Source organism: Granulicella cerasi (assembly GCF_025685575.1).
GTDB lineage: Bacteria > Acidobacteriota > Terriglobia > Terriglobales > Acidobacteriaceae > Granulicella > Granulicella cerasi.
Genome location: NZ_JAGSYD010000002.1, coordinates 504,319 through 517,554 on the forward strand (window position 1 = coordinate 504,319; position 13,236 = coordinate 517,554).

Annotated in this window: 8 protein-coding genes; 2 read left to right on the forward strand and 6 right to left on the reverse strand. The window is 58.2% G+C overall.

All coding sequences use genetic code 11. The features are described 5' to 3' along the window. Window positions 1-60: 60 nt before the first annotated feature. A complete protein-coding gene (locus OHL11_RS07620) occupies window positions 61-1,440 on the reverse strand; it encodes a DUF1501 domain-containing protein (RefSeq protein WP_263370901.1) in 1,380 nt (459 codons plus the stop codon). A gap of 14 nt (window positions 1,441-1,454) precedes the next feature. Further along, window positions 1,455-4,565 (reverse strand): PSD1 and planctomycete cytochrome C domain-containing protein, encoded by a 3,111-nt coding sequence (locus tag OHL11_RS07625; RefSeq protein WP_263370902.1) that lies wholly within the window; start codon window positions 4,563-4,565, stop codon window positions 1,455-1,457. 1,457 nt (window positions 4,566-6,022) lie between these two features. On the opposite strand from OHL11_RS07625, the gene OHL11_RS07630 reads away from it, so the two are divergent. Then, window positions 6,023-7,227 (forward strand): IS3 family transposase gene (locus tag OHL11_RS07630; RefSeq protein WP_263370903.1). Its coding sequence is split into 2 segments (ribosomal slippage): window positions 6,023-6,290 and window positions 6,290-7,227, totalling 1,206 coding nucleotides; the frame shifts between segments, so codons are not numbered across the junction. Here the strand turns inward: OHL11_RS07630 and OHL11_RS17275 are convergent. From OHL11_RS17275 to OHL11_RS07645, 4 genes are all read right to left on the reverse strand, one after another. Continuing rightward, complete coding sequence (locus OHL11_RS17275; protein ID WP_396269468.1) at window positions 7,219-8,019, reverse strand: lamin tail domain-containing protein; 801 nt, start codon at window positions 8,017-8,019, stop codon at window positions 7,219-7,221. The two genes, OHL11_RS07630 and OHL11_RS17275, sit on opposite strands and share 9 nt — an antisense overlap. Before the next feature lie 661 nt (window positions 8,020-8,680). Further along, window positions 8,681-10,366, reverse strand: a complete 1,686-nt coding sequence (locus OHL11_RS07635; RefSeq protein ID WP_263370904.1) for a ParB/RepB/Spo0J family partition protein — start codon at window positions 10,364-10,366, stop codon at window positions 8,681-8,683. A gap of 82 nt (window positions 10,367-10,448) precedes the next feature. Further along, window positions 10,449-10,865, reverse strand: coding sequence for a DUF6908 domain-containing protein (locus tag OHL11_RS07640; protein ID WP_263370905.1), 417 nt, complete (start codon window positions 10,863-10,865; stop codon window positions 10,449-10,451). Continuing rightward, a complete protein-coding gene (locus OHL11_RS07645; protein ID WP_263370906.1) occupies window positions 10,865-11,773 on the reverse strand; it encodes an ArdC family protein in 909 nt (302 codons plus the stop codon). The genes OHL11_RS07640 and OHL11_RS07645 overlap by 1 nt, the downstream gene beginning before the upstream one ends. A gap of 960 nt (window positions 11,774-12,733) precedes the next feature. Between OHL11_RS07645 and OHL11_RS17425 the strand changes: the two genes are divergently transcribed. Continuing rightward, window positions 12,734-13,018 (forward strand): alpha/beta fold hydrolase, encoded by a 285-nt coding sequence (locus tag OHL11_RS17425; RefSeq protein ID WP_263370907.1) that lies wholly within the window; start codon window positions 12,734-12,736, stop codon window positions 13,016-13,018. The last annotated feature ends 218 nt before the right edge of the window (window positions 13,019-13,236 follow it).

The following is a 13,236-nucleotide window of genomic DNA, read 5'->3' on the forward strand; positions in this document are numbered from 1 at the left end:
ACATCCTGCGCGATAACATGACAGAGCGTTCATAGAGCTGTTCTCCTTCGTACCATTTCTCTAAGCGAAGATCTGTTGTTGCACGACACCTGCGACATTCGTCAAACGGAAGTCACGACCTTCGTAGCGATATGTCAGCTGCTCGTGATCAATGCCCATCAGGGCGAGGATCGTCGCGTGTAGATCGTTGATGTGCATGCGGCCTTCGACCGCAGCCATGCCGAGCTCATCCGTGCCACCGTAACTGAAGCCCTTCTTCACACCAGCACCAGCCATCGCCATCGCATACCCGGTGATGTTGTGATCGCGCCCATCATTGCCCTGCGAGGTCGGCAAACGTCCGAACTCAGAGCCAAACAACACAAGCGTGTCATCCAATAGGCCGCGTTGCTTCAAGTCCGTGAGCAGAGCAGCGATCGGCTGATCGATGCGACGGCTCTGCTCGATGAGACCGTTATGCAGATTGGTGTGATGGTCCCATCCCGGTTGCCGAATCTCAACGAAGCGCACCCCCGCTTCGCTCAATCGGCGAGCCATCAAGCACTGTCGGCCGAACGAGCCTTCCAGTCCCGGCTTTGCTCCGTACGCGTCGAGCACATGCCGCGGCTCCTTCGAGATGTCAAGCAAGCTAGGAACTGTGTCCTGCATACGAAAGCCAAGCTCGTAAGACTTGATCACACCTTCGATCGCTTCCGGTGCACCCGGCTTCGCCTGCTCCTCGTGATTGATATCTTGAATCAGATCGATCTGCTGACGCTCCAAATCACGCGGTGTTACTGAAGCGATGTTTGGCATGACGCCGCTATCGGTGATCGGCGACCCTTGATAGTACGCAGGCAGAAACGCGCTGCCGTAGTTCGACGCGCCACCGAAGGCCACCGGCGGATTGATCGTGATGTAGCCCGGCAGGTTTTGGTTCTCTGAGCCAAGCCCGTACAGCAGCCACGCGCCCATGCTTGGTCGGGTCAGCGACGCGTTCGAGCTGCCCGTATGCAGCTGCACCACGGCCTGCGGGTGCGCAGGCGTGTCGGTATACAAGCCGCGCAGGAAGCAGAACTCATCCGCATGCGTGGCGATGTGTGGCAACAGTTCAGAGAAGTACGCGCCAGACTGTCCGTACTGCTGGAAACTGAATCGCGACGCAGTGATTGTGCCACCGCCGGGGCCCGCTTTACCATTCAGCTTTTCCAACTGCGGCTTGTACTCGAAGGTGTCGACACTCGACATCGCGCCTTCCATGAAGAGGAAGATGATGCGCTTTGCCTTCACCGGCAACGGTGGCTTCTTGGGCGCGAGAGGGTTCAACGCGTTCACCTCTGCATGCGCGGCTTTACTCGCGAGCGAACCCATCAAACCAGCGAGAGCGAGATGTCCAAAACCTGCGCCTGCCATCTTCAAAACATTCCGGCGCGATGTCACAAACGGTGTAGTTGCAGCCATTGATCTTCCCTCTTCTATCGAACGAATTGAAATGCAGCGGAGCCATACAGCGATTGCACGAAAGCAGCCCAAGCGGCTTCTTGCGCAGAGTTTGGGTTAACACTTACAGGGGCAACGTCATAGGCCCCTGCCTCGAGCGGCTCCTGATCGCCCAGACGATCTTCGCGGAAGATCTCCTGCGCCTTCTTCGATTCCAAGCTAGCGGTCTTGAGCAGTGGCAGGGGTGGTGTCGCCGCAGCAGGTGTGGCTGCCTTCGGAACGCTTTGCGACTGCGTCCATGCGCTTGCGTAGCGAAGCAGGAACGCCTGCACTCGTTGCTGCTCTTCCGGCTTGGGATCGCGAGATACAACACGCTCGTACGCTTCTCGAATGCGAACAGCGTCACTCGTTCCCTTCCGCGCAATCAATTCTCGTGCCAGTCCCAAAGACTGCTCGCGAACGAAGGGTGAGTTCAGCATGAAGAGCGCTTGGCCCGGAACCGTTGTATCTTCTCGCTTACCCGAAACGAGTGTTTGCGAGACAGGGTCAAAGGCCTCGAGCGGTCGTGGCGTTTCATCACGAAGCAATGGCAGATAGATGCTGCGGTAGCGACTCTGATCTGCAGCATGAAGCACGGACCGAACCACCGGGCCATCATCACGTATCTCGATCATGCGAAGGTTCATCGCGGGCGAGCCTTGTGGGTGCGTCAGATCAAGATCACCGGACGAAAGCAAAATGCTATCGCGAATCTCTTCTGTCTCCAGACGCCGTGGTGCATGGCGCCACAGATAACGGTTCGAGGGATCGGCCGCCACGTACTCCTTCGGAGCATTGGAACCGAGTCGATACGTGCGACTCAACACAATCTCCCGCACAAGCTTCTTCGTGGACCATCCATTCACAACAAAGTCGTGAGCAAGATAATCCAACAGCTCCGGATGCGAAGGCATGCCACCCGTTACGCCGAAGTTATCTGGCGTGCTCACAAGTCCCTCGCCGAAAAGATTGCCCCACACACGATTCACATAAACGCGCGCCGTGAGCGGGTTTTCCTTCGACGTGATCCAGGCAGCAAGCTCAAGGCGGCCACTATGGTTTGCCGGAATTGCAGGCACGTTCTTCATCTGCACAAGCGAGAGGAAGCCACGCGGCACGGTCGGCCCATGCTTCTCCTCAACGCCACGAACACGAACGGTCGTATCGGCCACAGTGCCTTCGTGCATGCTATGAATGCCAAAGCCATGCTCGCCAGGATCGTTGCTGAGTGCAACTTCCTCGCGCAGGCTCTGAGCACGACGCTGCATCGCCGTGCGAGCCTCCTGCTCATCCTTACTCAACGGAGGCAAGCTCGGGTTGAGCTTCAGCGCTTCCTGTCGCGCCTTGTTCTGCGCCTGCAACTTCGCGCGGGTCTCGCGTAGCTCGGTTTGCACCTGTTTGATGTGCTCCTCCGAAGCATGCGGGAACGCGTCTGCATTGCTCATCAGACCGAGGTGCTTCGGATCGTAGTAGTCGAGGTTCGCTCCACCCATGCGGCTCGAAAGGCCGGTGTAGTCATCCGTGCTCGTGAAGATGCCTGCGAGCGCGTAGTAGTCCTTCGTCGGGATCGGGTCGAACTTATGATCGTGGCAACGAGCGCAGGAGACTGTCATCGCCATCGTCGAACGAGTAACGGTGTCGATCTCATCGTCGACGTTGTCCATTTTGTAGCGCGCCTTGAAGCGCTGGTTCACGTCCTTGGGCCCGAGCGCGAGATAGCCCGTGGCAATCAGCAGACGATCGTGGTCTGCAGGTGTAGATGCAGGCATCAGATCGCCCGCGATCTGCTCGGTAAGGAAGCGATCGTACGGCTCATCCTGATTGAACGCGGCAATGACATAATCGCGATACCGCCACGCGTTCGGATACGGCATGTTGCGTGACGGTCCAGATGATTCGCCATAGCGCGCAACGTCGAGCCAGTGACGCCCCCAGCGCTCACCATACTGCGGCGACGCGAGCAAGCGATCGACGAGCACTTCGTAGTCCTTCCGCGTGTGGTGCTTTTCAAACGCCTTCACCTGTGCCGGCGTAGGCGGCAAGCCCGTGAGGTCATAGCTCACGCGACGCAGCAATGTAGCAGGATCAGCGTCATCCACTGGTGCGAGATGCTTCTCATCCAACGTTGAAAGGATGAAGCGATCGATGGGCTGCTGTGACCACTTGTTGTTCGCAATCTCCGGTAACGTCGGCGTAGTGAGCGGCTGCCACGACCAATGCTGCGCGCGCAACTTCGGATACAGCGCTGCAAGCTTTGCCGGTGTCGGAGGGAGCTTCTCTGTTTCATCCGGCCATGCCGCACCATCGCGCACCCACTGCTCAAGCGTCGCGATCTCTTCCGCAGGCAAAGCTTCTGCGCTCTCCTGCGGCATGCGCTGCGCAAGGTTCGCAGTCTTCAAGCGATCAATAAGGAGGCTCTTCTCGGGATGTCCAGGAACGATCACCGGGCCATCATTGCCACCCGCGAAGATGCTGATACCCACGTCCACGCGCAGACCGCCAGCTTCCTTGAACGCATCCGAGTGGCAGTTGTAGCAACGGTTCACAAGAATCGGCCGTACCTTCTTCTCGAAGTACGCAAGCTGTTCCGGCGTTGCAGGACGAGGATATGCAACCGTCTTCGCAGAGGCGTCCGAGAGAGGCGCAGCCACTACGGACGCGCTCTTCGCCTCACTCCACGGCGCGCCTTGCAGCACCCACTCGCGTAGCGCGGCGATGCTGTACTCCGGCAGCGGATCATCTTCGCCTTTCGGCATGCGGAGCTTCGTGTCCGTTGTGAGCAAGCGCTGCAGCAGAAGACTCTCGTCTGGCTTCCCAGGCACAATCGCAGCGCCGCTCTTGCCACCAGCAAGTAACGCAGCACGGTCATCCACACGAAGTCCACCTGCGGAGCGAGTCGCCGCAGAGTGGCAATCGTAGCAGTGCTCCTGCAACACCGGTTGAACCTTCTGTTGAAAGAGCTCCGGCCCTTGCGGCGACTTCGTGGCCGCAGGGGCCTGAGCGCGCACAGCGAAAGAAAGCGCGAAGACCAACATCAAGAGCAGTGAGCGCACCACTGCGTCTGGTAGCAGACGATTTCGTCCGCCACGTACCAGAGAAAATGTCATGAAGATGCCTGTCGCCGGTGTCATGTCTGCGCCACGGCTCGAAAGAGCGTGCAGCAAAACGCAGGCTCACACCTGTGTTCAAAACGTCACTTATGTAAGAAGGGAGGGCGTTATGAAAACGAGCAACAACCACAACAGAGCGTAACGGCCAGGGCGACCATGCGTTGGGTACGCGAATTAGGTAAGCTCTGATGCATTCAGTCGATAAGAATTGAATTCGAACGGCGTGTCAAGCAATAAATACGAGAATCAGCAATACATCTTAGGCGATAAAAAGCACTCCCGCCCGAAGAGAAGAGAGGCCGTATTCGAATTACGAACGCTGCCTCCACAGCGGGTTGCGAACAGGACGACTGCAGTGACGGTACCGTTTGCAACCACGACACATAGCACCGGAGACCGCGACCACAATGCTGAGGTGGTGGATCCAGCAGGCCCGGTCTGCAACTGACCGCTGGCATCCAAGGTGTCGAGCGAATTGCTGAAGCCATTGGCGACCCAGACACGAGCTGTACTGTCGAGAGCGATGCCGGTGCTGTAAGTCAGCCCCCCAGGGGAGAAGCCAGCGGCCGGGGAGACTGCATTGCCGGTGGGATCCAGCTCTGTGATATTCCCAGCTCCCGCCGGCGAAGGGCACCCATCACCGCAATTCGCAATCCACGAGTTGTCGTGAGCATCAATAGCCAAAGAGTTAGGCACAGAAAGCCCACCCTCAAAAAAGCCCGCGGGCGGTCCATTCACTGCCACTGCGGTACCAGAAAGGCCGCCGCTCAGAGGTCCTCCGCTCTGGCTAAACTTCGAGACAGAATTCGCCTGCGGATTCAGTACCCATACGGAGTTAAGTGGGGACTGGGCTCTTCCAAATGCCGTGCGAGTTGCATCGTATGCCTCCGCTCACCTCGATTTGCTGGCCGCACAACGGATGGCAGCCGAACTGGCCTGCTCTCGATGAATCGTTGTGGGAATTGATGGGATTGAGCCGGGAAAAGCTGGCCCAACATGACTGGAATGGGTCGATCCGTGGCGTTAATCCTCTAGGCAGCCAACTACGCTGCGGGCTCAGCTCCTTCATGCGCAGACCTCAATCGCGAAATTCAGTCCGTCGGACGTGGCGTCGAGAACTCGCAGCGGATGAATCTCGACCTTCTTCTCGCCCGGCTCCAACGCAAATCGATGATCTGTATTGATTCGTTCGAAATGGTAGATCTTGCTTTCGGACGGCGTCGGGATGCTTACGTCTACTCACGACCAAATTGGAAGGGCATGGAATGATTGTGACCATACTTATTAATCGATATATTTCGCCGAAATGCAGATATACTCACAGGTAACCCCATACGGATTACCTTATGAATATTCGAGTTCACAGCTCCCACAAGAGGAGCTTCTCTGCACTGGTCTGCCCGGCGTTTTTTGTACCAGTCTGAGTGATAGAGACTGAGTACAAGGAGCTTGATATGCCGAGGGGCAAGAAGCATAGTGCGGAGCAGGTAGTGAACCTGCTGCGTCAGATTGAAGTGGCGGTTGCGAACGGGAAGACGACGGTTCAGGCGTGCAAGGACGCGTCGATTACGGAGCAGACGTACTACCGTTGGCGCAAGGAGTACGGGGGGCTGCAGGTGGACCAGGCCAAGCGTCTGAAGGAGCTTGAGGTGGAGAACGCGAAGCTGAAGCGGTTGGTGGCGAACCTGAGCCTGGATAGTCTTGTGTTGAAGGACTTCGCCTCGGGAAACTTCTAAGCCCGGAGCGTCGGCGTCAGGCTGCGGAGCATGCGCAACAGCGGCATGGCCTAACTGAGCGACGAGCGTGCCGTCTGGCGAAGCAGCCACGCGGCAGGCAGCGTTATCGGCCGACGCAACGGGCGAATGAAGACAAGCTGACGCAGGCGATCATCACCCTGGCGGGCCAGTATGGCCGGTATGGCTATCGACGGATCACGGCGCTGCTGGTGCGAGCGGGCTGGAAGGTCGGCAAGGATCGTGTCGAGCGTATCTGGCGACGTGAAGGTCTGAAGGTGCCGCAGAAGCAGAAGCCGCGTGGTCGTCTGTGGTTCAACGACGGCTCGTGTGTGAGGCTGCGGCCCACGCATGCCAACCATGTGTGGAGCTATGACTTCGTGAGCGTGCGCACGCATGACGGCCGCATGGCGCGGGCGTTGAATCTGATCGACGAGCACACGCGCGAGGCGCTGCTGGTGCGCGTGGAACGCAGATGGTCGTCCGCGCTGGTCATCGCCGCGCTGGCCGATGTGATGGTCATGAAGGGCGTGCCTGAGCATCTGCGTTCCGACAATGGCCCTGAGTTCGTCGCGCACGATCTTCGCAGATGGCTCGCGGACACGGGAGCAAAGACAGCCTACATCGAGCCCGGCTCACCGTGGGAGAACGGCTACTGCGAGAGCTTCAACTCGAAGATGCGTGATGAGTTCCTGAACGGAGAGATCTTCTACTCGATCAAGGAACTGCGCGTACTTGCCGAACGCGGGCGCAAGCACTACAACACCGCCAGACCACACTCCTCGCTGGGCTACAGACCGCCAGCGCCAGAGGCTTGGCTGGCATCAGCCTCTCGGCAGGCGGAGGAGCCGTTCGCTTCGCTCACGCCTCCTCCACCTGCCGCATCCTGCATCGATCCGAACTCGGAGATCACTGCGCTACACTAACAATCCAACTGGTACAAAATATCGGTCAGACCAGTCTCCATGCGTTGCGTCGTCGAAAAGAGCCTGGCTAGACGATCCTCCCAAGGCACTCAGATCTACGGTGACTCCTGCGATGGCGTAGGTTCCCGGAGTCGCCGTGACATATAGGAGCGTCGTGGAGCCGGGAGTCAACGCCGAGGGACTTGCGTTCGCGTTCGATAGCGAAATGGGAGAAGCACTTCCTCCCCCGCCGCCGCCGCACGGAGTTGCCGCTGAATTCAGATTTCGGGGTGCCGGCGCGCTCGCAACACTGAAATCGGAACCATTCTGATCAGTATCCGTGCAGGATGCACTACGGATCACGATCTGCGCTGTTGACGGTGTGGGCGCTGGTGAAGCGCCCTCGGAGCATCCACTGCCAGTGCCGTACGACACCTTATCGACGATGCCATCGCTCGTGGTTGGGCACGTCGAGGTCACTTTCGTGGAATTGCTGAGCAAATATACCCTACCGGCAGTGGAGCTCATGTTCAGCGTTCCGGTTAGGTCTGGCGTAACGGGAAGCACAGCTCCGACGGTCCCATCCGTGCTGCTCGCGATGAGATAGCGCTTACCGGCAGGAAGCATTGTCCCAGCAGGAATGACTGTGGGATTTGACGCAACCGTTCCGGTTGTCGCCGCGTACTGGACGGACCAACCGCCGATGCTCGCGTCGGTGGTGCCCAGATTGAACAGCTCCACGTAATCCGTCCGATAGAGCGCGGTTCCAGATTGAGCTGAACTGCCGCCAGCACCGTACACCTGATCGATCACAACGCTGGTGGACTGGCCAGTGCAGATCTACTAAAAATAATAAGCAGGAGGAAGCCAAGCGATAGGCACTTGATTACTTTTGTTGTAGACCACTTTAGGACCAACGAAAGCCGTTCCGTGGCCAAGCACGGTAGTGTACGCATGTCATCTCCTGAAAAGAGAACATCACTTGCGCACACGGAAACCCATGATCCATCTGTGGTCGGCATACTCAGCGAAGATCCGAACCTAATTGTTTTTGATAAAGTTTCTAGAGAGTAACACCGATTCGGGAAAAGGTTACATACGAAGAGATTATTCTTGGCTATCTTTAGATAGCCAAGAATAATCTCTTGTTGACTGCCCAGCTCCCATACAAATATCGCGTCAAGACCCTTCAGGGATTGATCTGATCCAATCTTCGTGGGCTACCGACTGATTGTTTGGGTCTCACCGTCCGTCGTGGATAAACCAAGAGTTGATCGCCTGCAGCGCGCTCACCTGCACTTCCCGCGAAAATAGAGGTCAATCTTCCAAGGACACGACATCTACCGCGCAGCCGGCGAGCGGGGGCCGGGCCAACTGGAAAAGGGTCTGGGAGAAACCGAAGAGGTGTCTCCCAGCGCAATTTCCCACACGAACGCAGTGGCCTCGGAGGATCCGAGGCCACTCTGTCTCGAGGCTATGCGGCCTTTTTAGGGATGGAGGGCTTCTTGCCTTTTGCGGCAGCCTTGATCAGGGCAGGCTTGGTAGTGGGCGCTTTCTTAGGCTTGGCGGTCTTGAGCTGCTCGGGCGCGAAGATTTGTTCTGCTTCGGCCAACAAGTCAGGTTGATCTTCCTGCGGGATGGCCACATGGTCGGAGAGTAGAAGACGCAGAGCGAAGCTGGTGAGCTTCTCGTCTGGAGTTGCCCCGAGAACCGACGAGACGATCTGCTCGACGGACTGCTCTGTGTTCTCGTCTTCCTTGGTGTAGAAGGCCATGACCTTGTCCAAGTAGTCGTAAGGATCGAGATGGATCAAGAGGCTGAGGATGGTTCGCAGCTGTGCCGCATTGAATGCCTCGGGAGCATTGGCAAGGATGCGCTCGAAGGTGGCCGCCCGGGCCTTGAGATGCCTCTCGCGTTGGACGCGTTCGGCTTCCCTTTCTTGCTCCAACCGCTCCACAGCGGCTTTGCGCTCTTCGCGTTTACGCGTCTCCTCGGCTTCGTACTCAGCAACACGCTGCTCATGTTCCACGATGCGTTGCGCAGCCTCCTCTTCCGTTTCCTCCTCGGGTGCGGGTGGCATAGCAGGCGCGGCGGCGATCTCCTCTTCGTCGTCGTACTCCGGCTGGTTGCTGTGAACGGAGCACTCAGGTTCTAGGCAGACCATGACGGTACGCCCGATTCCCTTCCCGAAGACGATCAGAGCGGGTTTCGCGTGAGCGCAGGGCGGCTCGGCGTCGGGGTTATCGGCGTCGGGCAGCTCGCGATAATCGTTGCGATTGAGAGCGCCGGGGCGCTGGTCTTTGGGGTTGCGCCATGCGGTTTCGATCTGCACCAGCTCAGGCCGCGCAGCCAATTCGCGGTCGAGGTGTGCGGTGATCTTGCCTTGGAAGCAAGCGGCATCGAGACACTGATCGCCCTGCACGTCGGCAAAGAGGCTGGTGTTGTAACCGCTGCGACGAGGGCAAGCGAAGCACGAACCCGCAGAGGGGTTGAGGGTGGGATCGTCCTTGTCGAACGGAGCCGCCTCTAGGTCGAGATAGAGATTGCTCTGAATCCATGCGCTGAGGTGCTTGGCAGGAAGCAGATGGGCTTCTTCGTCCTTCCAGTCCTTGCGCCAGCAGTTAGCGAACGCATCCGCTTGATGCTCCTGCTGCAAGCGAGCGATGAGGTTCGCATGGCTGGCGGTGATGCGCTCCTCCACAAACGCCTTCGCCACTTCGGGGATGAGTTGCAGTAGAGATAACCGCGCATAGATGTGGCTCGCACTCTTGCCGGACTTCAAGGCAATCGCGGCCACATCATAGCCGGGCATATCGAGAAGACGCTGGAAGCCCTGCGCTTCTTCATAAGGATGAACATCTTCGCGCTGCGAGTTCTCGACTAACTGCCATTCGACGGCTTGCGCGTCGTTGAGTTCGACAACACGCGCCGGGATGGAGAACTGTTCGGCGATCACGGAAGCGCGGAAGCGACGCGCACCGGCGACCACTTCAAACCGATTGGCGTGAGGGCGAACGACGATGGGTTGAATCACGCCATTCATGATGATCGACGTAGCAAGCTCGTCGAGCTTGGTTGCGTCGAAGGTCTGGCGCGGGTTGGTGGTGGACTCGTCGATGTGATCGATGGCGATGAATTGGAACGGGCTGCTGTCTTGCATGATGCCCTCCTTGGGCTGATGACGATGGACGTGGTGAAGCGAACACGCTGCCTTGTCTTCGCTCCAGTGGATGGAGGAAGGTTTAGGCGATCTTGGCTTGCTGCTGCTGGAAAGCCTCGAAGAAGCGTTGCTGGCGCAGGTTCTTGTCCCACAGCTTGGCGAAGGCCTCGTGTTGTTCGTGAAGCTGCGCGTGATAGCAGTAGTTGCCGTCACGAATGAAGCGGCTCCATTGCTCTATGCCGATGTAGTCGTTGCGCCAATAGAAGGGGTTGAGATGAGCGCCACCAGCGAAGCCGAGTTCAAAACACATCTCGGGGTCGCGCATGGCATCGCCGTTCTGTTTGCCGTAGTGGGTCACGGAGACGGCGGGAAGGCCACAAGGGCCGCACTCATCCATCGCCTCGATCACCAAGGGAAGATAGGGCTGATTGTCGATTTGGATATGGAGGCCGTGGTTCCAGCCTCCTACAGCTTCGAGGATGTCGAGAAGGATTCGCATTAGGCCGCCTCCTCGAGTTCGGAGTCAGCCGGTTGCTGTTCTTCTTGCGGGTCGCCGTTGGGAGTCTCCAACGCAGCGAGGATGACCGCCGAGGTCTGCTGAATCACTTCCAAGCTCTCGGCCAGCAGTGAAGCATTGCCCTGGTAAAGCTGGATGTAATCTGAGGAGGCGTTGCCATTCACCAAGCCGACAGCTTTCCCGACCACGAAGGCCACGGCCTCGGCTTCGAGTTCGCGAGTGGTCTTGGTGGTGGAGGTGCGGCGTTCCGCTTTGTGGAGAAGTTCGTGCGCCGTCTCATGCACGAGCGTCGCGAACTCTTCGGCCTTCGATTGACCGGGGAGGATGGCGATACGACCGCCGTAGCTCATACCGAGTGCGGGTGCGATCTTTTCGTTGTAGATAAGCTGAATGCCCTTGCCCTTCACGAAAGCGGCCAGAAGTTCGATGTTTTCGCCGGGGTCGCCAGACACTTCATTCAGGCTCGGCAAGTCCACACCGTTGGTCTGCGAGATATCGAAGACATAGGTATTGCGGAAACCAAGCAAAGCGCGTTCGTTCTGCTTGCTGGCATCAGTGGTCGCATCGGTGTCCTTCTTACGGCGGAGGCCGACGATGGGAGCGAGAATGCGAATGCCCTTGGCTCCAGCGTTGACGGAACGTCCGAGGTTCTTCCACGTCCAGAAGCCAGCTACACGCGTGGCTGTGGGCATCTGCCGCGCGATCTCCAAGACGTTGCCAAAGCTGTAGCGATGAAAACGACTCATAGCGGTGAGGTAATTGGTGAGGGCGTCGGACTTCCCTGCCTCCAGCTGCTCGATGAGGAGCTTGATGTTGGCGGCGATGAGTTCCTGTTTCGTGAGGGGCTTCTTGCTGTCGTTAAGGGCGGCTGCGATGGTGGTGCTGTTCATGATGTCTCTCCTTGTCGGCCTTGGCTTTTGCACTTCCGCGTTGAAACGCGGCATGTACATGCCGAACGCCACCTGGCGAAGGCGGGGGTAGCAAGGCGCAAGGGGAGGGGTATCTCCCACCCTTGGAGAGCAAGCGCAGCTGAAACGGAAAGGGCGAAGCGCAGCGGAGGTCTGCACAAGCGAAGCGCGGAAGACTGCGGGAAACCCCTTGCGCCGCGCGATTGGGGCAGCGCCCCTTAGGGAGGTTTGGTTTCCGCATCTGTGCGCTCGAGCGCACAGGAACTAGGGAGGGCGTTGCGGGAAGGAACATCCCGCTGAGGAGGGTGGCAAAGAGCGTGAAGCGATCGTAGCCAGGGAGGAGACACCTGTGCGACTTGAAGCTGTTTGAGTGATTGTTCAACAGAAAGGAGTGAGCTGAACTTGCGGTTCCGTCCGCAGTAGCCTATCGATATCGGCGTAGCTGGTAACGGCTGGGTCGAAAGCTGTCGAGACATTGTGCCTCTGTCGTTCTGACAAGGAGAATGCAGTGAGGTGTTCTCTACCACTGCCAGCGTCAAGGTGGTGGGAGCGCTAGGCAATGTGAATCGCCGTAGGCGCCGTACCTCCAAAGAGCCAAACACGCTGTCAGGCTCTAGCCAAAAGGCACGCAGCCGGATGCATCCACCGGAAGGTATGGAGGCACACGGACATAAAGGCTGCCGGTGTAAAGGCGGGGGCAGATGTCATTCGTGTCACTCAAACGGAACAAGGTAAGCCCGATCCTCCGCCTCTTCGGAGGCAGGTGTCGCCGCAAGGCACGCTGATGGAGCAGCGGGTAAAGGATGCTGGAGAAAGCGAACGCCGCTCTGTAATGGAGCGGATAGTGGTTGAAAGATCACCCTGCGGCGAAAGCAGGCAGACTTCCAGTTGGTTCGTAGTTGACGAGAGAACTTACAGAATCTTCGCAGGAGGAAATCGCAAATGAGTTCGGATGATTGGGACGCCCAGATGCTCTTTTTCATGGGACAGGGTTTCCGTGTCATCGCGCATGATCGCCGCGGCCATGGACGTTCCGCCCAGGTCTGGGATGGACACGACATCGACCACTATGCCGACGATGTGGCGGCAGTCGTGAACGAGTTGGGCGTCCAGGGAGCCATCCACGTTGGACACTCGACGGGCGAGGCGAGGTCGTTCGCTACATTGCGCGACATGGAGAAGACCGGGTTTCCAAGGCCGCGCTTATCAGTGCCGTTCCGCCTTTAATGGTGAAGACAGAATCAAATACCGAGGGACTCCGAAGACCGTCTTCGATGACTTCCAGGCGAAACTCGCAGCGAATCGTGCGCAGTTCTATCATGATGTTCCCGCCGGACCGTTCTACGGGTTCAACAAGCTGCTCACCAGGTCGTCGGAGCCAGTCATCCTCAACTGGTGGCGCCAAGGGATGATGGGCAGCGCCAAGGCCCATTACGACGGGATCG